The organism is Collinsella sp. AF15-51 (assembly GCF_003462845.1).
Taxonomy (GTDB): domain Bacteria; phylum Actinomycetota; class Coriobacteriia; order Coriobacteriales; family Coriobacteriaceae; genus Collinsella.
The window spans coordinates 39,411-61,736 of sequence record NZ_QRYG01000008.1; the positions used below are offsets into that span (position 1 = coordinate 39,411).

General features: G+C 58.5%; 20 protein-coding genes and 6 tRNA genes. 19 read left to right on the top strand and 7 right to left on the bottom strand.

Features of this window, described 5'->3' with window-relative positions:
• Position 1: 1 nt before the first annotated feature.
• The 16 genes from DWW51_RS05335 to folB all read left to right on the top strand — a co-directional run bounded on the left by DWW51_RS05335 (position 2) and on the right by folB (position 14,642).
• Entirely contained in the window at positions 2–1,093 is a 1,092-nt protein-coding gene (locus tag DWW51_RS05335; protein ID WP_022094887.1) for an ABC transporter ATP-binding protein, read from the top strand.
• Positions 1,093–2,121 (top strand): ABC transporter ATP-binding protein, encoded by a 1,029-nt coding sequence (locus DWW51_RS05340; protein ID WP_022094888.1) that lies wholly within the window; start codon positions 1,093–1,095, stop codon positions 2,119–2,121. The genes DWW51_RS05335 and DWW51_RS05340 overlap by 1 nt, the downstream gene beginning before the upstream one ends.
• Before the next feature lie 595 nt (positions 2,122–2,716).
• Positions 2,717–2,806, top strand: a tRNA-Leu gene (locus DWW51_RS05345).
• 59 nt (positions 2,807–2,865) lie between these two features.
• Positions 2,866–5,211 carry a GAF domain-containing SpoIIE family protein phosphatase gene (locus tag DWW51_RS05350; RefSeq protein ID WP_117773760.1) on the top strand — a complete coding sequence of 782 codons (2,346 nt, stop codon included), beginning with the start codon at positions 2,866–2,868 and terminating at the stop codon, positions 5,209–5,211.
• 78 nt (positions 5,212–5,289) lie between these two features.
• Complete coding sequence (locus tag DWW51_RS05355; RefSeq protein WP_117773761.1) at positions 5,290–6,036, top strand: anti-sigma factor antagonist; 747 nt, start codon at positions 5,290–5,292, stop codon at positions 6,034–6,036.
• 105 nt (positions 6,037–6,141) lie between these two features.
• Positions 6,142–6,217, top strand: a tRNA-Gly gene (locus tag DWW51_RS05360).
• A 34-nt stretch (positions 6,218–6,251) separates the two neighbouring features.
• Positions 6,252–6,325, top strand: a tRNA-Cys gene (locus DWW51_RS05365).
• Between the two features lie 42 nt (positions 6,326–6,367).
• A tRNA-Gly gene (locus DWW51_RS05370) sits at positions 6,368–6,443 on the top strand.
• Positions 6,444–6,964: 521 nt separating this feature from the next.
• A complete protein-coding gene (locus DWW51_RS05375) occupies positions 6,965–8,698 on the top strand; it encodes a glycoside hydrolase family 13 protein (protein WP_231501580.1) in 1,734 nt (577 codons plus the stop codon).
• A 142-nt stretch (positions 8,699–8,840) separates the two neighbouring features.
• Positions 8,841–8,916: transfer RNA gene (locus tag DWW51_RS05380), tRNA-Gly, on the top strand.
• A gap of 3 nt (positions 8,917–8,919) precedes the next feature.
• Positions 8,920–8,994, top strand: a tRNA-Val gene (locus DWW51_RS05385).
• 680 nt (positions 8,995–9,674) lie between these two features.
• Positions 9,675–11,897 carry an anaerobic ribonucleoside-triphosphate reductase gene (nrdD, locus tag DWW51_RS05390; protein ID WP_117773762.1) on the top strand — a complete coding sequence of 741 codons (2,223 nt, stop codon included), beginning with the start codon at positions 9,675–9,677 and terminating at the stop codon, positions 11,895–11,897.
• A 426-nt stretch (positions 11,898–12,323) separates the two neighbouring features.
• Positions 12,324–12,905 (top strand): anaerobic ribonucleoside-triphosphate reductase activating protein, encoded by a 582-nt coding sequence (nrdG, locus tag DWW51_RS05395; RefSeq protein ID WP_117773763.1) that lies wholly within the window; start codon positions 12,324–12,326, stop codon positions 12,903–12,905.
• 66 nt (positions 12,906–12,971) lie between these two features.
• Positions 12,972–13,529 (top strand): GTP cyclohydrolase I FolE, encoded by a 558-nt coding sequence (gene folE, locus DWW51_RS05400; protein WP_022094399.1) that lies wholly within the window; start codon positions 12,972–12,974, stop codon positions 13,527–13,529.
• 2 nt (positions 13,530–13,531) lie between these two features.
• Complete coding sequence (locus DWW51_RS05405) at positions 13,532–14,113, top strand: HD domain-containing protein (protein WP_172622418.1); 582 nt, start codon at positions 13,532–13,534, stop codon at positions 14,111–14,113.
• A 43-nt stretch (positions 14,114–14,156) separates the two neighbouring features.
• Complete coding sequence (gene folB, locus DWW51_RS05410; RefSeq protein ID WP_055251396.1) at positions 14,157–14,642, top strand: dihydroneopterin aldolase; 486 nt, start codon at positions 14,157–14,159, stop codon at positions 14,640–14,642.
• 6 nt (positions 14,643–14,648) lie between these two features.
• On the opposite strand, the gene DWW51_RS05415 is transcribed toward folB, so the two are convergent.
• The gene (locus tag DWW51_RS05415) at positions 14,649–15,425 is read right to left on the bottom strand and encodes a M48 family metallopeptidase (protein ID WP_231501581.1); all 777 of its coding nucleotides are present in this window, start codon (positions 15,423–15,425) and stop codon (positions 14,649–14,651) included.
• Between the two features lie 74 nt (positions 15,426–15,499).
• Complete coding sequence (locus DWW51_RS05420) at positions 15,500–16,513, bottom strand: dipeptidase (protein ID WP_117773764.1); 1,014 nt, start codon at positions 16,511–16,513, stop codon at positions 15,500–15,502.
• Positions 16,514–16,633: 120 nt separating this feature from the next.
• Between DWW51_RS05420 and DWW51_RS05425 the strand changes: the two genes are divergently transcribed.
• The 3 genes from DWW51_RS05425 (at position 16,634) to DWW51_RS05435 (ending at position 18,524) form a co-directional block, all read left to right on the top strand.
• Complete coding sequence (locus tag DWW51_RS05425) at positions 16,634–17,062, top strand: peptidylprolyl isomerase (RefSeq protein ID WP_035138874.1); 429 nt, start codon at positions 16,634–16,636, stop codon at positions 17,060–17,062.
• 3 nt (positions 17,063–17,065) lie between these two features.
• The gene (locus DWW51_RS05430) at positions 17,066–17,644 is read left to right on the top strand and encodes an urease accessory protein UreE (RefSeq protein ID WP_089572974.1); all 579 of its coding nucleotides are present in this window, start codon (positions 17,066–17,068) and stop codon (positions 17,642–17,644) included.
• Positions 17,645–17,726: 82 nt separating this feature from the next.
• Positions 17,727–18,524 carry an HAD-IIB family hydrolase gene (locus DWW51_RS05435; protein ID WP_117757384.1) on the top strand — a complete coding sequence of 266 codons (798 nt, stop codon included), beginning with the start codon at positions 17,727–17,729 and terminating at the stop codon, positions 18,522–18,524.
• 76 nt (positions 18,525–18,600) lie between these two features.
• Here the strand turns inward: DWW51_RS05435 and DWW51_RS05440 are convergent, their stop codons facing one another.
• From DWW51_RS05440 to DWW51_RS05460, 5 genes are all read right to left on the bottom strand, one after another.
• Positions 18,601–18,981 carry a Fur family transcriptional regulator gene (locus tag DWW51_RS05440; RefSeq protein WP_197032182.1) on the bottom strand — a complete coding sequence of 127 codons (381 nt, stop codon included), beginning with the start codon at positions 18,979–18,981 and terminating at the stop codon, positions 18,601–18,603.
• Between the two features lie 61 nt (positions 18,982–19,042).
• Positions 19,043–19,453: an acylphosphatase gene (locus tag DWW51_RS05445; RefSeq protein WP_117773765.1), complete on the bottom strand. Its 411-nt coding sequence runs from the start codon at positions 19,451–19,453 to the stop codon at positions 19,043–19,045.
• Between the two features lie 2 nt (positions 19,454–19,455).
• Positions 19,456–20,562, bottom strand: coding sequence for a Gfo/Idh/MocA family protein (locus DWW51_RS05450; protein ID WP_117773766.1), 1,107 nt, complete (start codon positions 20,560–20,562; stop codon positions 19,456–19,458).
• Positions 20,563–20,637: 75 nt separating this feature from the next.
• Positions 20,638–21,174: a ribonuclease HI gene (gene rnhA, locus DWW51_RS05455; protein ID WP_084591882.1), complete on the bottom strand. Its 537-nt coding sequence runs from the start codon at positions 21,172–21,174 to the stop codon at positions 20,638–20,640.
• Positions 21,175–21,222: 48 nt separating this feature from the next.
• A complete protein-coding gene (locus DWW51_RS05460) occupies positions 21,223–22,125 on the bottom strand; it encodes a LysR family transcriptional regulator (RefSeq protein ID WP_117773767.1) in 903 nt (300 codons plus the stop codon).
• Positions 22,126–22,326: the final 201 nt, after the last annotated feature.

Genomic DNA, 22,326 nt, shown 5'->3' on the forward strand with positions numbered 1-22,326 from the left:
GATGAAGAAGAACAAGAACTATGTGGACCTGAAGGACCAGCCGGTTCCCGAGGGCCAGCATCTGCTCGAGGTCGATGACCTTAAGATGTATTTCCATACCGAAGATGGTGTCGTTCGCGCTGTCGACGGTGTGTCCTACACACTCGATCGCGGCGAGACCCTGGGTGTCGTCGGTGAGTCCGGCTCCGGTAAGTCCGTGACCGCCATGACCATCATGGGCCTCATTTCGATGCCTCCGGGAAAGATTGAGGGCGGCGACGTTCGCTATCGCGGTCGTTCTATCCTCGAGATGACCGAGGAAGAGATGCAGCACATTCGCGGTAACGATATCGCGATGATCTTCCAGGATCCTATGACCTCCTTGAACCCGGTCTATAAGATCGGCAAGCAGGTGGGCGAGGGCCTTCGTCTGCATCGTGGCTACTCCAAGCAGGAGGCGCTCAAGCGCGCCACCGAGCTTTTGGACCTCGTTGGCATTCCCGAGCCCGAGAAGCGCGTCAATGAGTATCCGCATCAGTTCTCTGGTGGCATGCGTCAGCGTGTCATGATTGCTATGGCCCTTGCCTGCGATCCCGATATTCTGATTGCCGACGAGCCCACGACCGCCCTGGACGTTACCATTCAGGCTCAGATTATTGAGCTTATGCAGGAAATGCAGGAGAAGAACGGCAACGCCATCATCATGATTACCCATGACCTGGGCGTTGTCGCCGATATGGCCGACAAAATCATGGTTATGTACGCCGGCCGTCCCGTCGAGTTCGGTACTGCTGAGGAAATCTTCTACGAGAGCCGCCACCCCTACACCTGGGGCCTTATCCGCTCTATCCCGGAGCAGGCCATCGAAGAGAAGAAGCCGCTGACGCCGATTCACGGCAACCCGCCTTCGCTCATGAACCTGCCCGAGGGCTGCGTCTTCTCTCCTCGTTGCCCCTATGCGACGGACAAGTGCCGCAAGCAGCGCCCCGAGCGCGTTGTCACCGAGTCCGGTCATTACTCTGCGTGCCACTACTCCGGTGACCCCGAGTTCCTCAAGAACGCTCCTGAGACGTCCCGTACGCGCAAGGATTCTAAGAAGGGAGGCGAGGCGTAATGGCAGATACCAACGAGCGTACTCCGCTGCTGAAGGTCGAGCACCTCTCTAAGGAGTTCCCCGCAGAGTCCGGCATGTTCGCCAAGCGTTTTTCCAAGCGCGTCGTCTCTGCTGTAAACGACATCTCTTTTGAGATTTATCCTGGTGAGACCTTTGGTCTGGTTGGTGAATCTGGTTGCGGTAAGTCCACGACGGGTCGCACCATCATGCGCCTGACCAAGCCGACCGCCGGTAAGGTGTTTTTCCAGGGCAAAGACGTTGCCGAGATGAGCAAGCATGAGATCAAGGACATGCGTCGCGAGATGCAGTTTATCTTCCAGGATCCTTATGCTTCGCTCAATCCTCGTATGACCATCGGCGAGATTGTCTCTGAGCCCATGACCATTCATGGCGTGGGTACCAAGGAAGAGCGAATCGAGCGCGTCCGCGAGCTGCTGGACGTCGTCGGCCTCAACCCCGAGCACATCAACCGCTATCCGCACGAGTTCTCGGGCGGTCAGCGTCAGCGTGTCGGCATCGCCCGTGCGTTCGCTCTGAAGCCCAAGCTGATCATCTGCGACGAGCCCGTTTCCGCTCTGGATGTTTCCATTCAGGCCCAGGTTCTGAACCTGCTCAAGGAACTTCAGGACAAGTTCGGTACGGCCTATCTCTTCATTGCCCACGACCTGTCCGTCGTGCAGCACATCTCCGATCGCGTTGCCGTTATGTATCTGGGTAAGATGGTCGAGGTTTCGGACTGGAAGACGCTCTATAGCGAGCCTCACCATCCGTACACGCAGTCGCTGCTATCTGCCGTGCCGGTTCCCGATCCGGATATTCAGAAGACCCGCAAGCGCATCATCCTCGCCGGCGATCCGCCGTCGCCGCTGGATCCGCCGACCGGCTGCCGTTTCCACACGCGCTGCCCGATCGCGCAGGGCATCTGCTCCGAGAAGCTTCCTGAGTTTAAGGAAGTTGCCCCGGGCCACTGCTGCGCGTGCCACTTCGCGGAGCCGTTCCCGATCAAGGAATCTCACATCGACCTGTAGTCGGCTGTTTGTCCGGGCCCGTGCTGGACTTAGTTTTCAGAACGTCCTCGACCATGGGAACCCCCTTATCCTGCTCCTTCGGAGCTGTGGATAAGGGGGTTTCCTGGTCTGCGGAATGTTCTGAAAACTAAGTCCAGCACGGGCTCTGTGTTACCGATGCAGGGGGGGGGCGATTCCTTGATCGCTCACTTAATCTAATGGGATAGTTAGTGAGGCCGGAGCAAAAGCTCCGGCCTCCTTATATAAGGGCTCGGCAAAGCCGAGCCACTAAATTTATATCAGCCCCAGAACATATTTGAGAACTGTGCCCGGAGTACATACTCCTAGGGCCGGAATGAGGTTGCTTTCCAACGCATTCCGCAGGGGGCGGCATTATTTTGTAGCGCGAAGCGCGAATCAAAATAATGCCGCATGCCCGAGGACGCGTTGGAAAGCAACCTCATTCCGGCCCGAACAGGTCCGTCTACCAGCGCATTTACAAATTCGTAAACTTTTTTGAAAAAAGTGCTTGCACAGTTCTCGAATCATAGGTTATTATCTTTCTCGTTGAACGCGCGGGTCCAACAAAACGAACCGCGAATCAATAACATAGCATGTCGGAGTGGCGGAATTGGCAGACGCGCTAGCTTGAGGTGCTAGTGACCGCTTTTTGGTCATGCGGGTTCAAGTCCCGCCTCCGACACCATCGCATTTGAGAAGCCTCTTCGGAGGCTTTTTTGTTACCGATAGACGGTGAGGTCCACGATGGAAACGCTTGAACGCAACGAGTGGGCAGACGTTGCCCAACTAGTCGAGATCACGAGCGATGCTGTCATCATCTGCGAGCTCGACGGAACCATTCTGCATGTGAATAATCGCTTACTTGGTTTGATGTGCGAGGAACGCGCCGACGTCATCGGCGGAGATGTTAAAGACGTCCTGTACTCGTCCGCTTTTGAACGTGCGACGGAACATCGTCTGCCATTTGAAACTGATGGCTCCGAGAACGAACTGATGCTCAAGCTGAGTGACGGCTCTTTTATTCCCGTCTTGGTTCGTGCGGGCTCCGTAACGCCTCCACACATCTTTGGGCGCCGCGCACCACGTGTCCTGGTGGCGCTTCACAGTATCGAGGAACAGTATTCTCACGACCGGCAACTCAAGCGTGCGCTTTCGGAGCTTAGAGTGGCGAACAAGCGCCTCTCTGGCACGCTCTCGGTCATTATGAGTACCGTGGGCTCCGATGAGCTGCCCAGCCTACTTGATACCGTTTTGAACCAGCTTGTAGGAACGCTCGATGCTTCGGGTGCCGCTATCTATTTTTCTGAGAGCGGTGGTTTTAAACTTCGCGGTGTTTCCAAGGAGCTGTACGACAGCTACCTGCCTGAGTTTTTGCCGTATGGCGCTGGCATTCCGACGTATGTTCTTCGTGAGTCGCGTGCCTGTCGCTTGTCGATTCAACAGGACCTTGAGGGTGATAAGGTCGCCTCCGGTATGTTCATGGATCTGGACAATCGTTCTAAGCACCTGTTGCGCATGCAGGATATGCCTCCGTACCGCAGCGAGATCTGTCTTCCCGTTTTTTACGGTACGCAGATCCTTGGCGTGCTGGAAGTTGGTTGGAAACGCCCTCAGGCACCGCTCGCCTATGACGTTAATGTGCTCGAGGTCATTTGCGATTACCTGTCTATCCAGCTGGTCGGCATGGCATCGAGCCTTCGCTCCCGTCGCACGGCCGAGCTTGGCCGCTCGCTCAATGTCTTGCGTGACGAGTTGTTTACCTTTCTAGACGATTCCGCCGCGGCTACCCAGGCGGTATCGTCCGAGATCTGCAATATGCTCAACTGCCATTTTTGCCCTATTGAGTATGACGCCAGTCTGGATTCCTACGTCATAGATTTTGAAGGCGGCAGTCGCGTTGCTTTGCCGGACGATCCCGAGAAGCTTTTCTTTTCCACGACGGCGCCAGCGGCACGTCTGGGGGCTGGCCCTGATGGCTTTGAGGCATCTGTTTTGGGCGGCACGAGCGCCGAGGACCTTAAACACGTCCGTCTAACTCGCGTTGACGAATCGATGCCTATGGGAGGCTGGCTTAGGGCGCATGGCCTGCCTTGCCAGGGTCTCTACGTCGACGCCGGCATCGAGGCGGGGCGCCCGCGCTCTGAGGGCGATGGCAAGCACAGTAACGACGCGATCGTTCCTGCTTCTGTTGCGAAGGGCCCGACGACGCGCGCGCTGCTGCTTCGTGATGGTAGCCAAGAGCCGATTGATGACCTTGAATATGACTACTTGGTGCACTTGGCTCATGACTTTGAACTGATCTATGAAGGCGAATCTCAAAAGCGTGAGGAGCGCCATATCGCTCAGACCCTTCAGATTGGCATGAGAAATTCACTGGGGGATGTTCCGGGAATCGCCGCCGATTCGGTGTACCTGTCGGCCACGAACTCGGCGTTGGTCGGCGGCGATTTCTATACGCTCATCCGTCTTCCCGACGATTGCGCCGTCATGATTCTGGGCGATGTGTCTGGCAAAGGCATTGAGGCTGCATCGATGTCCGCGCTCGTCAAGACGGCCCTGACGGCATATGCCTGGGAGGGCGCTGGGCCGGCCCGCATGGCACGCTCCCTTAACAGCATGCTCATGGGCTTTTCAAGGGTCGAGACGTTCGTGACGGCCTTTATCGCCAAGATTGACCTTAAAGCCGGACGTGCAACGTATTGTTCGGCGGGCCATCCTCCGACCATGGTCATCAGGCCAGAGTCGATGCCGCTGGGTGGCGGCGAGGCCCGTGGGGGGGAGGTCGAGCTGCTTGGATGCCAATCGGGGGTAATCGGTGCCTTTGAGAGCATGGTATACGAGACAGGCGTGTTTACGTTCGCTCCTGGTGACATGCTATTTATGTACACCGACGGAACAATCGAAGCGCGTGACCGCTCGGGTGCTTTCTTTGGCGAGCAGCGCCTTCGCGACCTTCTGCTCTCTGTCTCGGGTGAGGGCGTGTCGGGCATTTGCGGCAAGGTCTTGGGCGAGCTTGACCGATTTACCGAATCGGCGCTGGACGATGACATTGCATTGGTGTCCCTTGAGTTTTTACGGGGTCGTTCATAGACGACGCTGGGCGGGCTGAATCCGTACGGTTGGGGAAACGAATGCATCGAGTGGGCTTTTTTGGGGAACCATGGTCGTATGAATGAGTGGAATGACATAGTGGTTTTGACGCCACCAGGCGATATCGACATCGCCACGGTGCCTGCGCTGCGTCGGCGGTTGGATGCTTTGATTGGCCGCGGCGTGCGTCGTGTCGTCATCAACTGCCAGGCTGTTAGCTTTATCGATTCGACAGGCTTGGCATTCCTGCTTACGCGCGCTCGTGAGCTCATGAGGCGAGAAGGCCTGCTTTCGCTCGTCAATGCATCAGGTGAAGTTGTTCGCTTTTTGGAGATTGCCCGTCTTGTCGATATTCTTCATGTCGCGGGGCCGGCACGGGAGTCTATTCCCGCCATTCCGGTGGGGGAGCTGCCTCGCTGGAGTAAGAGCGTCGAGGTCCGTCAGGGTATCGAGAATCTTCCATACTACCGACATCGCATCGCCGAACTCCTTGAATCGCTTCCGTTGCGCCGTGACGAGCGCTACGATGTCGCGTTGGCGTCGGGGGAGGCGCTGGGTAATGCCTATGACCATGCGGGCGGTATCGGGTGCATCCTGACGGTTCAGGCCTATGGCGATCGCGTTGTGGTCGAGGTACTTGATCGAGGTGCCGGCTATTCTATCGATGAAACGAGCGAACCGGTCGCATCTGAGGAGCGCGGCCGTGGTATCAAGCTTATGCGTATGCTCGTCGATAACGTGGAGGTTGCTCGTCGTACGGACGGCGCCGGCACGCGCGTGCAGATGGTGAAGCTGTTTAGCGGAGCGCTGGAATCGTGTGCCTAGCCAATCGCTTTAGCGCGTTTAGCTACTAAGAACATGCGGCAGACAAGTTTTTTGAAAAAAGTACTTGCGTCTTTTGGACAACTCGCGTAAATTAATAACCCGCAAGCGGACATGGCTCAGTTGGTAGAGCACAACCTTGCCAAGGTTGGGGTCGCGGGTTCGAGCCCCGTTGTCCGCTCCATTGCATTTCCGGACCGTTTAGGCGGTCCTTTTTCGGCGAAGTGGCCAAGTGGTAAGGCAGAGGCCTGCAAAGCCTTTACCCCCGGTTCGAATCCGGGCTTCGCCTCCAGGTAACATCCGGGCGCTCCGGCGCCCGTTTTGTTTTACATATGCGGACATGGCTCAGTTGGTAGAGCACAACCTTGCCAAGGTTGGGGTCGCGGGTTCGAGCCCCGTTGTCCGCTCCAAACGCAACAGCCCGACTACTACGGTAGCCGGGCTTTTTCGTACCCATCGTATGGGCTCGAACCCGAGAGGGAGTGAGCGTTAAGCAAACGCGGAGCGTTTGTAGCGAGCTGGCGAAGACGCCGGCAGGCGGCCGAAGCCGGTGCGGATCCGCGAAGCGAATACGCAGACGCCCCGTTGTCCGCTCCAACTATCTTACGCGGTTCTAACGAACCGCGTTTTTGTTGACGCTGCGCGAGCCCCGGGCACCCCATCTTGCCCCTCAATCGTCGGTCGCGTACATAAAGTACGCTTCCCTCCTCTTTCGCGGCAACTTGGGGCACCCGGAGCCCGCTCGCTGTCGTGGCCGGAGGAGTGGGCCTTCCGTTCTTTTCACTGATCGATCGATTCGTCCCAGGAGACTCGAACCCGAGAGGGAGCGAGCGTTTGGGGCGTGGCTGTGGCGTTGTTTGCCGCGAATGTCCGCTTTGGGCGTATCATCGTGGGCATCTCGCAAAACCTCGTTGCAAGGGAGACTCATCCCATGGCTACAGAAAAGTCCTCGTCGCGCCCATGGATGTCCGATGCCGCGATCTATCAGATCTATCCGCGCTCGTTTAAGGATTCGACTGGTTCGGGTCTGGGCGATATCGCGGGCATTACCCAGCAGATGGACTATCTTGAGCAGCTGGGCATCGAGGCCATCTGGCTGAGCCCGTTTTACCCATCGCCTCTTGTCGATGGCGGCTATGATGTGGCGGACTACTGCGATGTCGACCCACGTCTCGGCTCGCTTGACGACTTCGATGACATGATCGCCGCGGCTCACGCGCGCGGCATCAAGGTCATCGTCGACATCGTGCCCAACCATTCGTCCAACCAGCACCCCTGGTTCAAAGCCGCTCTTGCCGCCGGCCCCGGATCGCCCGAGCGCGCCCGCTATATCTTCCGTGATGGTCGCGGCGAGCATGGCGAGCTGCCTCCCACCAATTGGAATGCCAACTTTGGCGGCCCCGCCTGGACGCGTGTTGCGGACGGTCAGTGGTATCTGCACATGTTTACGCCCGAGCAGCCGGACTTTGACTGGTCATGCCCCGAGGTTCGCGCGTTCTTTTGCGACGTCCTGGCGTTTTGGAGCGATCGAGGCGTCGATGGCTTTCGCATTGATGTGGCGCACGGTCTCGCCAAGGATCTCGACCGCGATGATCTCGACCAGTGGCATCTCGCCGAGGGCGATGACATGGTTGACGACGGCACCCATCCGCTGTGGGATCGCAACGAGGTTCACGAGATCTATCGCGAGTGGCGCCGCGTGTTCGACCGCTATAATCCGCCGCGCAGCGCTGTTGCCGAGGCGTGGGTGCTGCCCGAGCGCCAGTATCTCTACGCGCGCCCCAGCGAGCTTGGCCAGACATTTAACTTTGAGTTCGCCAAGGCCACTTGGACCTATGATGACATGCACGCTGCAATCGAGGAGGGCTTGAAGGCGGCCATCGAATCCGATTCCGCCTCGACCTGGGTACTCTCCAACCACGACGTGCCGCGCGTGGCGACGCGCTTCGCCCTGCCGCAGATCAAGGCGACGCGCTACCACCAGATTGCGCTTGACTGGCTCTTACGCGACGGGTCGTCTTATGACGAGGACCGTGAACTCGGCGAGCGCCGCGCGCGGGCGGCCCTTTTGCTTGAGCTGGCGCTTCCGGGCTCGGCATACGTGTATCAGGGTGAGGAGCTCGGCCTTTTTGAGGTGGCCGATATCCCGTGGGCCGCACTCGAAGATCCTACTGCGACCAATACGCACGGACCGAAGCGCGAGAAGGGGCGCGACGGCTGCCGTGTGCCCCTGCCGTGGGTGGCAGCGGACGATCCCACGCAGGGCGGATCGTTTGGGTTTTCACCGGCGGACGCCGATGCGGCGCCCCATCTGCCGCAGCCTGCATGGTTTTCCGATTACGCTGCCGATAGGGAAGAAGCGGACCCGACATCGATGCTTGCGCTCTATCGTGACGCCCTCTGGCTGCGGCGCAAGCTGCGCGGGTGCGCCAACGATCTTGCGTGGCTCGATCTTGACGGGCGCACCGGCCTTGCGGATGGTGCCGAGGGCGCTGAGGGCGGCGTCATCGCCTATCGCCGCGACAACGGCTGGGCGTGTGTGACGAACTTCGGTGCAGCACCCGTGGAGCTGCCGGCGGGCAAGGTCCTGCTCACCTCATCACCGCTTGCAGACGGCAGACTTGCGCAGGACAGCTCTGCCTGGATCATGCTCGCTGAGTTGTAGGGGGCCTCTTGCGGCGAGTTTGCGTTTGCCCGCGCTTTCCATGGTGGCTGATGTCTTCGCGAGGTTCGAGAGGGCGTCGCAAAACTTTTCAAAAAAAGTTCTTGCATAGGATGCGGGTATCACGTAAGATTAATCCTCGTAAGCGGACATGGCTCAGTTGGTAGAGCACAACCTTGCCAAGGTTGGGGTCGCGGGTTCGAGCCCCGTTGTCCGCTCCATTTGGGCGGTTAGCTCAGGGGGAGAGCGCTTCCCTGACACGGAAGAGGTCAGAAGTTCAAATCTTCTAACGCCCACCAAATGTTCGCAGCCCAGAGGCTTAGCCTCTGGGCTGTTTTATTTTGCTCGCCAAATGGGTCGCCAAATACGTCACCAAATTTCGAGTTTTTTGATCTTCTGGGATGTTTCTCAGTAGCCATCCGAGAAAACTCTCATCTTCTCTGTTTGCATACACATATCTTTCAAGGATTCGTGCCGCGGTTACATGGGGCTCGGCAAGGCACGACCGCAACATATTGGTCAAGCATAATCTTTTGGATTCTTTTGGCGTGAGCGGCTTGGTTTTGGTAGGATTTGTCAGCGGCGCGGTTGAGGGGGTTTCAAAACTGCCGTGCAGGTAGTCGAGCTGATAACGTTTTAGCACTCTGCCAAGAGCCCTTCATTTTTAATGCGTCTGCAAAATGACTAATTGCTTTGACCTGCTGAAACACTATATGTTGTGTTTGACCTAAAAAAAGAATACAGGATATAGATGCTTCTTTGTCGTATGATAGATGGCGGACAGAGAACGAAGACCTTAACTGCCTCTTTTGAACGTGTCCCTGAACCGCTTGATCGGCTCCTGGGAATGTCCGCATGGAGGCTTATGGTTTATCGAGAACACAGATTGCGCGACGGCGCCGCAAGGCAGGGGCAGGCCCTGCCGGGCATCGTTTGGCTCTGAAGCGCAATGAGGCTACGACGCGAAAGAGGCAAGAGGATGAAGATCATCAAGCGCAGCGGCACCGAGGTTGTCTTTGACATCGATAAGATCGTCAATGCCATCCGCGCCGCAAACTTGGAGGTCGAGGAGAGCTCTCGTCTTACCGACCGCCAGGTGGTTTATGCGGCGCAAAACGTCGCCGAGGCATGCGAGAACGCGGGCCACACCGTGTCGGTCGAGGAGATTCAGGATCTGGTCGAGGACGAGATCATGCGTCTCGACTGCTATGAGGTCGCTCGCCATTACATCATCTATCGCTATGTTCAGAGCCTGAAGCGCCAGAAGAACACGACCGACGACAAGATTCTGTCGCTCATCGAGTGCAACAACGAAGAGGTCAAGCAGGAGAACTCCAACAAGAACCCGACCGTCAATTCCGTTCAGCGTGACTACATGGCCGGCGAGATTTCCAAGGACCTGACTCAGCGTGTGCTGCTGCCCCAGGAGATCGTGGATGCTCACAATGAGGGTCTGATCCACTTCCATGATTCGGACTACTTTGCCCAGCACATGCATAACTGCGACCTGGTGAACCTGGAGGATATGCTCCAGAACGGTACTGTTATCTCGGGTACGCTGATTGAGAAGCCGCACAGCTTCTCGACGGCTTGCAACATCGCGACGCAGATCATCGCCCAGGTTGCTTCCTCCCAGTACGGTGGCCAGTCGATTTCGCTGACCCATCTTGCCCCGTTCGTCGAGGTGAGCCGTCAAAAGATTCGCGGCGAGGTCGCCCGCGAGCTCGAGGAGCTCGGCGTTTCCGCATCTCCCGAAAAGGTCCGCGAGGTTGTTGAGGACCGCCTGCGTGACGAGATCCGTCGCGGCGTCCAGACGATTCAGTATCAGGTCGTGACCCTTATGACCACCAACGGCCAGGCGCCGTTCGTGACGGTCTTTATGTATCTCAATGAGGCCCGTACGCCCCAGGAGAAGCACGACCTTGCCATGATCGTGGAGGAGACGCTTCGTCAACGCTATGAGGGCGTTAAGAACGAAGCCGGTGTGTGGATTACCCCGGCATTCCCCAAGCTTATCTATGTACTCGAGGACGATAACGTTCACGAGAATTCCCCGTACTTCTACCTGACCCAGCTGGCTGCCAAGTGTACCGCCAAGCGCATGGTGCCCGATTACATCTCCGAGAAGAAGATGCGCGAGCTCAAGCTGTCGAAGGGCGAGACCGCCGGCAACGGCGATTGCTACACCTGCATGGGTTGTCGCAGTTTCCTGACGCCCGACCGCTCGGGCAACGGCTTTAACAATGTCGCCAACGCGCTGAACTATGACCCGACCAAACCTAAGTACTATGGCCGCTTTAACCAGGGTGTTGTGACCATCAACCTGCCTGATGTCGCGCTGAGCTCGCATCAGGACATGGACAAGTTCTGGAAGATCTTCGACGAGCGCCTTGAGCTGTGCCACCGTGCTCTGCTGTGCCGTCATGAGCGCCTGATGGGCACGCTTTCTGACGCTGCACCGATTTTGTGGCAGTACGGCGCCCTCGCTCGTCTGAAGAAGGGCGAGACGATCGACAAGCTGCTCGTGGGCGGATACTCTACCATCAGCCTGGGCTATGCTGGCCTGTATGAGTGCGTCAAGTACATGACGGGCCACAGCCACACCGAGAAGGAAGGCACGCCGTTTGCCATGGCCGTCATGCAGCGCATGAACGACAAGTGCGCCGAGTGGAAGGCTGCGAGCGACATCGATTTCTCGCTGTACGGTACGCCGTTGGAGTCGACGACCTACAAGTTCGCCAAGTGCCTGCAGCGTCGTTTTGGCATCATCCCGGGCGTGACGGACAAGGGCTACATCACCAACAGCTACCACGTCCACGTGTCCGAGGAGATCGACGCATTCGACAAGCTCAAGTTCGAGGGCATGTTCCAGCAGCTTTCGCCGGGCGGTGCCATCTCCTACGTCGAGGTTCCCAACATGCAGGACAACCTCAAGGCTGTCATCCGCGTGATGCAGTACATCTACGACAACATCATGTACGCCGAGCTCAACACCAAGAGCGACTACTGCCAGGTGTGCGGCTACGATGGCGAGATCAAGATTGTCGAGGATGACGGCAAGCTGGTGTGGGAGTGCCCCAGCTGCGGCAACCGCGACCAGGAGAAGATGAATGTCGCCCGTCGCACGTGCGGCTACATCGGTACCCAGTTCTGGAACCAGGGTCGAACCGAGGAGATCCGCGACCGCGTGCTGCATCTCTAATAGTCATTCCAGACCGCCCCGTAGCGAGGCCCCGGACCTTTACTCGCTATTTCGGACAGTCCTGGCTCACGACGGAGGCGCCACTGGCGCCTCCTGTTCGTGCGGAACTCATATCGAGCAAAGGTCCGGGGCCTCGCTACGGGGCGGCCAAGTTGATGTAGCTGAGATGCAGCATGCGGTCTGCTCACTCCTCGAAGTTCTTAGCGGAAATAATTCGAGCTGCAGCTGCGATTTACTTGCGATGGCGGTTGAGCCGCAACCCAGTTTTTATTGGACCTCGAACCCTATACTCGATGTTCGCTTCGTTCATTGAGTTGCCTTTTGCATGAGGCCGGGACATATCGTCCCGCCCGCAGTTTCGCAGGCCGCAGGCCGAGAATGTTTGAGGACGGGATGATATGCTCCAGACCCCCAGGAAGGTTACTTATGAACTACGCGAACATTAAGTATTTCGACATTGCTGATGGAGAAGGCGTTCGTACTTCTCTGTTTGTGAGTGGGTGCCGTCGTGGGTGCAAGAATTGCTTTAACTCTGTCGCGTGGGACTTTGCCGCGGGCGAGCCCTTTGATCGCGCCGTCGAGGACAAGATTATCGAGAGCCTCGACCATCCCTTTATCGATGGTCTGACGATTTTGGGCGGCGAGCCTATGGAACCTGAGAATCAGGCGGGACTCGTTGAGTTTGTCGAGCGTGTTCGTGCCGCTTATCCTGCGGGGTCAGGAAAGACCATTTGGTGTTTTACCGGCGATGTGCTCGAGGAGCTTATGCCGGGAGGACGCCACCATACCGAGGTCACGGACCGTATCCTTACCTGTCTTGATATGTTGGTGGACGGCCCGTTTGTTCAAGATCTGTACGATATCTCGTTGCGTTTTAGGGGCTCGAGTAACCAGCGCGTGATCGATATGAACGCCACGCGCGCCCGTGCTGAGCGCGAGGGCGTTGCGCTTTGTGATGCGGTTGAACTTTGGCGTGATGATCCGGTCTATTCGACCCATACTATGTAGCTTGTGGTCGATGCCGGAGGGCGTGGTACCATAGCGCGAACGTGAAATCGGAAAAGTGAGGCCCAGATGGTCGATCAGGAAAAAGTCGAGGCCGCCATTAAGCTGTTGCTTGAGGGCATAGGCGAGGACCCAACTCGTGAGGGCCTGCTGGAGACCCCGGCGCGCGTTGCCCGTATGTATGGTGAGATCGCCGGCGGCATGGACCAGAGTGCCGAGGAGCACCTGTCCAAAACCTTTGCCGTCGCTTCGAACGATTTGGTTATCGAGCGCGACATCACGTTCTACTCGCTGTGCGAACATCATCTGCTGCCGTTTTACGGCAAGGCCGCCATTGGTTATATCCCTAACGGTCGGGTGGCTGGGCTTTCCAAGCTCGCCCGCACGGTTGAGGTTTATGCCCGCCGTCTTCAGCTGCAGGAGCAACTGTGCGCACAGGTTGCCGATGCCCTCATGGATTATCTCGCTCCCCAGGGAGCGATTGTGTTGATGGAGGCCGAGCATATGTGCATGACGATGCGTGGCGTGCAAAAGCCCGGCACCAAGACCGTGACGCTTGCTCGCCGCGGCGTCTTTGAGACCGATCCCGCGCTCGAGGAGCGTTTCTTTAGGATGCTGGGCCGCTAACCATGAGAGTCGTCAACGACTTTACATCGAAGACCGATGAGGGGACGTCGCGTCGCGGCTTTATGGCTTCGGGCCTGGCCCCCTTTGGTGCCATGCCTCGCATTGATTACATTTGTGCCAACGGGCTGTTCCGGCGGCACCTGGGTAACATCGTACAGTTGGAATCGGGGCGCATCTTCTGCCGCCACGGTATTGACCATCTGCTCGATGTCGCTCGCATTATGTGGATCAAGAATCTCGAGGAACAGCTCGAATTTGACCGCGAGGTCATCTACGCCACGGCACTTCTTCACGATATCGGCAAAGATGAACAGTATGAATCGGGTATATCCCATGATGTTGCAAGCGAACGCGTCGCTGATGCGATTCTCGGCGGCATGCCCGATGACGTGGCGTTTGAGCCGGCCGATGCCGCAGCCATTAAGACGGCCATTCTGGGCCATCGAAAGCTGCGCGTGAACAGCCAACCGCTTGAGCGTCTGCTCTATGCAGCCGACAAAGCGTCGCGTGCCTGCTTTGCATGCCCCGCGCGCAATGCTTGCAACTGGAGCGATGATAAAAAGAACCTGTCGATTCGCGTGTAGTTAGTTTGCGCGGTCGGGGTTCTAAACGAAGGAGACGATCGCGTTGAGTAACAAAAAACTGCCCGAGAATGCAACCAAGACTGAAGGTGCTGAGCTCGCCCGCCGTGGAAGGGGCGAAATATCCACCGCAACGGCGGTGCCTCACGTGAGCTATGACGATCTGCGCCATGCCGATCGTATTGTCATTGACGGCCTTGAGGTTTTTGCCAACCATGGCGTGTATCCCGAGGAGAACGCGCTGGGTCAGAAGTTCATCGTTTCTCTGGTGCTCTATGCCGACCTGCGCGCGGCGGGGGAGCACGATAACCTGGATGCCTCGATTGACTACGGCTCGGTGTGCCACGATGTCGATGGCTATCTGCGCGAGCATACGTTTAAGCTCATCGAGGCGGCAGCCGAGGGGACAGCCCAGATGCTGCTGCGCCGTTATCCCTCGCTGCTTGGTGTGCGCATAAAGCTCGATAAGCCGTGGGCTCCTGTTGGCCTGCCCCTGGCAAGCTGCGGCGTCGAGATCGAGCGCGTGCGCTAGTCGGCGCTAGAGCTTGTTGAGGGGTGGCTGCTTGAGCCGCTGAGACAGTGCTCTATTGTTGGGACAGTACGTGTCGAGCAGGGCGTGAAAGCGCTGATTGTGGCTCGGCTCGAGCAGATGGACGAGCTCGTGGGCGACAACCATGTCGAGGCATTCGACAGGGTAGGCGGCGAGCTCGCGCGCGATGCGAATGGCGCCGGTCTTGGGCGTGCATGATCCCCAGCGCGTTTTCATGCTGCGCACGGAGACGCGGGCCACGGTGACGCCCATTGCGATTTCGTACGCGTGCACCATATCGTACAGTGCCGTGGTGACCTCGGTTGCATAGAGCTGGTCGATACGGGCTTGGAGCTCATCGGACGTTAGGCCGTCGAGGATTGCGTGCCGCTTGGCCTGTGGGCCTTCGTCCGATTCATCGGTACCCATAAAACTTGCGAAGGTGGCCTGTTTGGGTCGCGGTGCGGGTGATGCAAAGTTGTGATCGAGTGCATCCTGTACCGTGATGGGCTTGCCCCAAAGTGCAATGATGGACGAGGGGCTGAGCGGCTCTCGTGCCGTCGCCTGACGTTGCTCGCGCTGGGCAAGTCGGCTGATAATCCAGGCGCTGTTGCGCTTCACAAACGCTTCGATACGCTCGCGGCTGGCGCCGATCGGTGCGCTGGCGTGGACCTCGCCGCTCGATGTGACGCGTAGGTTGAAGTTCTTGACGCGCTTTTTGGTAACGACGACGGGGATGGTCGTCCCATCCGGTCGGGATGCGGAAATCGTAAACTGCTGCGTCAAAAGCGGTCCTTCAGATCGGGGACGGGCCGGCATGTCGACCGTTCGGCATGCCGGCCCGCTCAAGGGATGTGAAATTAATAACGCTCGAAGAAGGCAAGCGCGTTGTCGCTGCAGAGCTTTTGCATCACGGTCTTGCCAAAATGCTTGGAAAGCATGTTCTGGAACTCGGGCATCTTGCTGGCATCGGAGAGGAAAGCGGGCACCGTGGCGCCGTCCCAGTCGCCGCCGAGCGCGATGACGTCCTCGCCGCCCAGGTCGAGCCAGTGCTCGATATGCGCCGCCAGCTGGTCGAAGGTGACGTCTGCGGCGGTCTTGTCGGTTGCGTCGTTGGAAAGGAACTCGCTGCAGTAGTTGAGGCCGACGATGCCACCCATGTCGCGAATGGTGCGGAACTGGTCGTCGGTAAGGTTGCGTTTGGCGCCGCAAACCGCACGGGAGTTGGAGTGGCTGGCGACGAAGGGACGCGTGGCGCGGGCGGCGGCCTCGTCAAAGCACTCATCGTTGAGGTGGGAGACGTCGAGCACCATGCCGGCGTGCTCCATCTGCGTAAGCGCCTCGATGCCGGCGGCGGTGAGGCCGGCGTGGGTGTCGTGGCCGCTCGCGAGCGGTCCCTGCGCGTTCCAGCTGAGTGACGACATAAGCACGCCCAGGCTCTTGAGCACCTCGATCAGCGCGGGGTCCTCGGCAAAGAACGTGGCGTTTTCGATGGTGTGGATGCAAGCGACCTTGCCGTCCTTGAGCGCGGGGCGAATGTCTGCGGCGCTGCGCACGTTGACCATACGGTCGTGGTTGAGCATTGCCTGGCCGCTCATATGCGCCATGATCTGCGCCTGGAAGCGCGCGGCGTGGGCGGTGGGAATCTCGTCGGGGACAAACGTGGCGAAGCACTGTGCCCACGGCGTGTTGCCGATCTTTGCGAGCGAGATGGCACAGGCGTTACCCTCGATGAGGTCGAAATCTTGCGGATGCGTTTCGTCGCCGGGGAAATAACCGTCGGTGCCGGCGGTAAAGCGCAGGTCGAGATCGAGCGTGGCCCAGCCGATTCGGTCGGCAGTGTCGCAGTGTAGGTCAAATACGGGATATGCCATGGTTCCTCCGGTTGCAGCGTTTCTTTGCAAACTGTCATTGAATTGTATGACTAGGGTATAGTTAGCGCCATATGTTCACGGCGGCCCGCGTTGTGCGCCGCCCTTATCACGGAGGTTACCATGTCCAACCAGGGCAAGAAGGTCAAGACCCATTATCGCGGCACGCTCGATGACGGCACGCAGTTCGATAGCTCCTACGATCGCGGCGAGCCGCTGGAGTTCACCTGCGGCGCCGGTCAGATGATCAAGGGCTTCGACGCCGCTGTTGTCGACATGCAGGTGGGCGAGAAGAAGACCGTGCACATTCCTGCTGCCGATGCCTACGGCGAGCACAATCCCGAGATGGTTCTGACCTTCCCGGCCGAACAGGTTCCCAACATCGAGCAGATCGAGAAGGGCATGAAGCTTTTCCTGTCCACGCCGAGCGGTATGCCCGTTCCCGCCGTGGTCATCGACGTAACGCCCGAGGCTGTGACGCTCGACGCCAACCACGAGCTGGCCGGCAAGGACCTCAACTTTGATATCGAGCTCGTTGAGGTCGAGGGTTAGAGTATGCCTGAACGCTTGGTTTCGACGACATGCTTGGGAAATCTCAACGATCCGTCCTATGAACTCCTGCTTCGCCGGAAGTTGGGCGGCGTCTTTGAAGTTGACGAGCTACTGTTCGATTGGGACCGGGCTGATGTATGCGCGTTTGCGGGCGTGACGGAGCTGGGGCGCACGATCGATGTTCGGCTGGATGCTGCCGACGGCGGTCGTCTTGCCGATGGCGACGTGCTCGCCATCGACCGTTCGGGCATGGTGCCCGTGGCGGTTGTCGTGCGCCTGCGCAGCGCCGAGGTTTATTTGGTCGAAGTCGACCGCATGGATCCGATTGCGCTCGCGCATGCGTGCTGGGAGATCGGCAATATGCACGCGCCGCTTTTCCGAGGCGATTCGGACGAGCATACCGTGCGCATGTATACGCCGGTGCAGCCTGTTTTGGGCCGCATGCTCCGGGGCGTCGAGGGTGTTCGGCTCTCGGTGGTTACCCGTGAACTCGATGCGGACCGGCGCTTTGCATCGAGTGCGGCGGAGGCCGTCGTGAGCATGGCTCCCGACTTTACCATCGTAAAAAAGACGCGCGGCTAAGCGCGTATATACGCAAGGCGGGCTTTGAGGGGCGACCAATCAAGGTCCGTCTTGCTGTTGATAGGAGGCTTTGGGGAAGCATATGGGTCTTGAGGGAATCAAGCTGATTGCATGCGATTTGGACGGCACGTTGCTGCATCCGGGGGAGCGCGAGCCGCGTTCCGAGGCCTTTGAACTCATCGATGAACTGCATCGTCGCGGTATCGTGTTTATGCCGGCGAGCGGCCGTCAATATGCGAGCTTGCGCTACCTGTTTGCCCCGGTGGCCGATGAGCTCGCCTATGTATGCGAAAACGGAGCCCTGGTGATGAGCGAGGGGCGTGCCGTTGTCAAGCGCTCTATGGAGCGTGACCTGGCGATGGATATCGCGAATGCCGTGGTCGCCTACCCCCATGCCGACGTTACCCTTTCCTGCGAGGGGCACCTCTACACCATAAGCGGCAACGATGCGTTCGTCGACCATTTGCGCTATGAGGTCCACTGCGATGTGGCGGTGGTCGGCCGTCCCGAGGACATCGACGAGGACGTCATTAAGATTGCCTTCCAGATGCCCGAGGTGGATCAGCCGGCGGCCCTGGAGTATTTCGAGCGCCTCTTTAGCGACCGTGTTGACGTGATGACGTCGGGAACCGAATGGACGGACTTTATCGGTTTCGGTTCGGGCAAGGGCTCCGCGCTTGCCGATTACGGTCGTGCCCTGGGTATTTCGCCCGATGAGATGATGGCGTTTGGCGATAACGAAAACGACCGCGACATGCTCAACGTCGTGGGCCATCCTTATCTAATGGAGAGCTGCAATCCCTCTATGCGCGGCATCAACGACCACGTCCGCTACGTGCGCACGGTCGAAGAGGAGCTGCGCCGTCTGCTCGCCGAGTAGGTTTTCGGGACATACCTAGAAATCTATTTTTTGCTGCAAAGTGCGAAAAGGTGGATTTAAGGCATGTTCCAAACATTTACCGGCAGTCGGGGCAGAGACCCTCGAAGATGGTGTAGTGCGACGTGACGTGCCAGCCGATTTGCTCGGACGCCTTGGCGTCGATCTGGGCATCGAAGGGGAGCGGTACGTCGATGACGCGGCTGCACGAGGTGCAGATGATATGTGCGTGCGGCTCGATGGTGCGATCGAAGCGACTTCCGCCCGGCGTCTTGATGGAGAGGATCTCGCCGGCGTCGGCCAAGAGATTGAGATTGCGGTAGACCGTACCACGGCTGATTTTGTCATCCTGCGCGCGCACGACGTTGTAAATTTCGTCGGCGGTGGGATGGTTATAGCTTTGGCGCACGGCGTCGAGAACCAGCTTTCGCTGCTTGGTATTCCTTCTTTGCACCGCCATGCGCCTCGCCTCTTTTCTATCAACGGTCGTAGGTAAATGATACCGTATTTAGCACACAATACTAATAACGAGGAATGAAACCGTCTTCATTGGCAAGTGGGGCTCGGGTCTGGGCGTCTACGAGGCGAAAACGCGTTCCCATGCGCTCGTAGGAGGCATGAAGCGCCTCGAGATGAGATAGGATGTTTGCCGGAGCCCCCTGTATCTCCATCTCGACTGAGCCGTCTTCCATGTTGCGCACCCAGCCGGTGAGTGCGCGTGCCTGCGCGAGGTTGGTGTTGGTAAAGCGAAAACCGACGCCCTGGACTTGCCCCTCCCAGCGCAGGAAATAGCGCAGGGGAGCGTCTTGAGTGGCCTCGTCGCTTGCGAGCACAGTAAGCCTGCGGCGCAGCTCGAGCTCGACGCCAGAGGGCTTTTGGGGTTCGCGGCCGCCGCCGGCGACGCCCGAGAAAAGCTTGTCGAAAAAACTCATCGCTAGGCCTGCTTGCCTGCGTCGGCCGGGAAGGCGATACCCGCCTGCTGACGCACGGCATCCATGATACGCAGCGACACGAGCGTGACATCGCGGTAGTGGCCAAGCTCGTGGCGTCCCGCTGGGGTCTCCCAAATCTCTTCCTTAACGTTATCGATGCCGCCGATAGCGGTGATAAAGTCTGCGAGTTCGTATTCCATAGTGTTGCACGATTTGGGCAGGTCGAGCACGCGGCCGTTGTCGCCCTGTTCGCGCGGTGCCTCGGTCGCCGAGCCGCGTACGACATCGCCGCGATAGTCGATGCGTACGTTGCGGGGCGTGGACAGATGATCAATCTGGATGGTGCCGCGCTCACCTTCGATTTGCGAGGGCAGCAGATCGTTGGTGATCTTGGAATGCGCAAGCTCGACGGAAATGCGGCCTCCGCCATAGCTGGCGAGAATGGAACCGCAGCCGTCGATGGGGCCGTGCGTGAGCTGTCGCGTGGTGGGGTCGAGCAGAGTAGTCATGCTCGTAAGACCGGAGGGCATGCCGAAGATCTCGACCATGGGCTCGACGGTGTAGACGCCGATGTCCATGAGGGAACCCGATGCCATGTGGCAGTCGAAGATATTGGTGGCGCGCCCCGCGAGAACCTCGTTGTAGCGCGAAGAATACTTGCCAAAGCGCAACGATGCACGACGAATGGGCGCGATCTCGCCCAGGGCGTCCTCGACGGCGTGGAAAGCAGGGTCATGGAGCGGGCGCATGGCCTCGAGGGCTACGACGCCCGCCGCCTCGGCTGCGCGAAAGACCTCGAGCGCTTGTGCCTCGGTGGCACAAAAAGGCTTTTCGACGATAACGTGCTTGCCGCCGGCGATACAGGCGAGCGCCTGCTCGTAGTGGAGCGCATTGGGGCTGCCGATGTAGACGGCGTCGACGTCGTCGGCGGACGCAAGCTCGTCAAGTGCGGTGAAGTTACGCTCGCCGCCATGCTTAGTGGTGAAGGCGGCGCCGCGATCTGCATCGCGCGAAAGCGTGCCCACAAACGCGGCTTGGTCGTTGGCGTTGACGACCTGGATAAAGTCGTCGGTAATCATGGATGTGCCGATGGTCGCTATACGCAGCATGTATCCCCCTCGTGCCGTTCGGTTTACAGGATGAGTGTAGCGCGAGGGGGCAGGAAATAGCGTGCGAAAACGCCGTTACAGGTCGCTCTCGTTAAAGCCGGCGTCGATATCGAGGTTGCTGCCGTCGGCCGCCGTGGTGGCAAGCTCGTCGCAGCGCTCATTGAGCTCATGGCCGGCGTGGCCCTTAACCCAGATGAACTCCACTTTGTGCTTGCTCTTTGCGGTGAGCAGGCGCTCCCACAGGTCGCGGTTCTTGACGGGCTGCTTGTTGGCGGTTTTCCATCCGCGCTTTTTCCAGCCGTCGATCCAGTGCTTGTTAAAGGCGTTGACGACGTACTGCGAATCGGAATGGACCTCGACGTCGCAGGGGCGGTTGAGCGCCTCGAGCGCCACGATAACCGCCATGAGCTCCATACGGTTGTTGGTGGTCTTGGCGTAGCCGCGTGAAAGCTCGGAGGTGAAGGTCTTGCCGGCGGGGTTGGTGTATTTGAGCACGGCGCCGTAGCCGCCGCGTCCCGGATTTGATCGGGCCGAGCCGTCGGTATAGATGATGACCTTCACATGGTTCCTTTCGTTGGGTACGTTTCGTGCGAGTGACCATTGTAGCGCCATGCCCGCCGGGGGCTAGCAATCTACGATTTCTACCCCGTCTTCCGACAGTTAGTTGGCATGGATGATGCGGTCGAGTTCGTTGAGGTATTGCTGCAAGAGGGGAGAGGACTTGCGCTCGTCGTGCATGATATAGCCTACGCGCATCGTTGGAGCGTCTGCTAACGGGATCGATGCCATACCCCATTGCATTTCATTGGAGAGGACGCCGGTCGACAGGGTGTAACCGTTCGACGTGATAAGTAGGTTAGTAAGTGTTCCGCGGTCCGAGATTCGTATGTTGCGGTCGCAAGGGATATAGCTAAAAGGTTCCTCGGCGTAATAGAAGGAGTTTGAGGTTCCCTGCTCAAAGCTGTAGCGCGTATAGGGCGTGAGGTCGGCAAGGGACAGCTGAGGGCGGCGTGCGAGCGGGTGGCGCTCGCTCACGAAGACGTGGACCGTCGCGTCGAAGAGGGGATGGAAGCTTGCACGGGCATCGGCGAAGGCCTTCTGCAGAACGCGGGCGTTAAAGTCATCCAGATACAGAATGCCGATATCGCTGCGAAACGCACGGACGTCATCGATGATCTGCGATGTGGTGGTCTCGCGCATGATGAACTCGAACTTGCTGTCACGGCAGCGCTCGACCACGTTGACAAAGGCCTCGACCGAAAAGGCGTAGTGCTGGGCGGAAATGGCAAGGCGGGCTTGCGGGGTGCCGCCGTCCTCGTAGCGCGCCTCGAGCATGTCGGCCTGCTCTACGACCTGGCGCGCATAGCCCAAAAGCTCGGTGCCGTCGTTGGTGAGCGTGACGCCGCGGCTGGAGCGCGTAAAGATCTCCAGATGGAGCTCCTGTTCCAGGCTTTTGACGGCGTTTGAGATGTTGGACTGAGCGGTATAGAGGCGCTGAGCTGCGGCGTTGATTGAGCCGGACTCTGCCACGGCAATCAGAAAACGAAGCTGCTGAAGGGTCATCGACGCCATCCTCTCGATTGTTATCTATAAAACAGATAACAGGTTAGCGCTTTTAAGTGATTGACCGAGGGAAACAACGCTCGTACTATTCAAAACACACAAAGGCGGTAGGTAATTAAGCCAACCACGGAACCGGGATGCGAAAGGAGGCCCGCATATGAATTGCTTACCAAGACGAATGCCGGGCTCCTGTTTGCGCCC

Bases quoted from the DNA above. Each gene is read 5' to 3' on its own strand.
- DWW51_RS05450 (WP_117773766.1), bottom strand. From the start codon at position 20,562: ATGCTGCGTATAGCGACCATCGGCACATCCATGATTACCGACGACTTT.
- DWW51_RS05430 (WP_089572974.1), top strand. From the start codon at position 17,066: ATGCCTGAACGCTTGGTTTCGACGACATGCTTGGGAAATCTCAACGAT.
- DWW51_RS05405 (WP_172622418.1), top strand. From the start codon at position 13,532: ATGAGAGTCGTCAACGACTTTACATCGAAGACCGATGAGGGGACGTCG.
- DWW51_RS05460 (WP_117773767.1), bottom strand. From the start codon at position 22,125: ATGACCCTTCAGCAGCTTCGTTTTCTGATTGCCGTGGCAGAGTCCGGC.
- rnhA (WP_084591882.1), bottom strand. From the start codon at position 21,174: ATGGCGCTACAATGGTCACTCGCACGAAACGTACCCAACGAAAGGAAC.
- DWW51_RS05425 (WP_035138874.1), top strand. From the start codon at position 16,634: ATGTCCAACCAGGGCAAGAAGGTCAAGACCCATTATCGCGGCACGCTC.
- folE (WP_022094399.1), top strand. From the start codon at position 12,972: ATGGTCGATCAGGAAAAAGTCGAGGCCGCCATTAAGCTGTTGCTTGAG.
- nrdD (WP_117773762.1), top strand. From the start codon at position 9,675: ATGAAGATCATCAAGCGCAGCGGCACCGAGGTTGTCTTTGACATCGAT.
- DWW51_RS05420 (WP_117773764.1), bottom strand. From the start codon at position 16,513: ATGGCATATCCCGTATTTGACCTACACTGCGACACTGCCGACCGAATC.
- DWW51_RS05375 (WP_231501580.1), top strand. From the start codon at position 6,965: ATGGCTACAGAAAAGTCCTCGTCGCGCCCATGGATGTCCGATGCCGCG.
- DWW51_RS05435 (WP_117757384.1), top strand. From the start codon at position 17,727: ATGGGTCTTGAGGGAATCAAGCTGATTGCATGCGATTTGGACGGCACG.
- DWW51_RS05440 (WP_197032182.1), bottom strand. From the start codon at position 18,981: ATGGCGGTGCAAAGAAGGAATACCAAGCAGCGAAAGCTGGTTCTCGAC.
- DWW51_RS05335 (WP_022094887.1), top strand. From the start codon at position 2: ATGAAGAAGAACAAGAACTATGTGGACCTGAAGGACCAGCCGGTTCCC.
- DWW51_RS05445 (WP_117773765.1), bottom strand. From the start codon at position 19,453: ATGAGTTTTTTCGACAAGCTTTTCTCGGGCGTCGCCGGCGGCGGCCGC.
- DWW51_RS05350 (WP_117773760.1), top strand. From the start codon at position 2,866: ATGGAAACGCTTGAACGCAACGAGTGGGCAGACGTTGCCCAACTAGTC.
- nrdG (WP_117773763.1), top strand. From the start codon at position 12,324: ATGAACTACGCGAACATTAAGTATTTCGACATTGCTGATGGAGAAGGC.
- DWW51_RS05340 (WP_022094888.1), top strand. From the start codon at position 1,093: ATGGCAGATACCAACGAGCGTACTCCGCTGCTGAAGGTCGAGCACCTC.
- DWW51_RS05355 (WP_117773761.1), top strand. From the start codon at position 5,290: ATGAATGAGTGGAATGACATAGTGGTTTTGACGCCACCAGGCGATATC.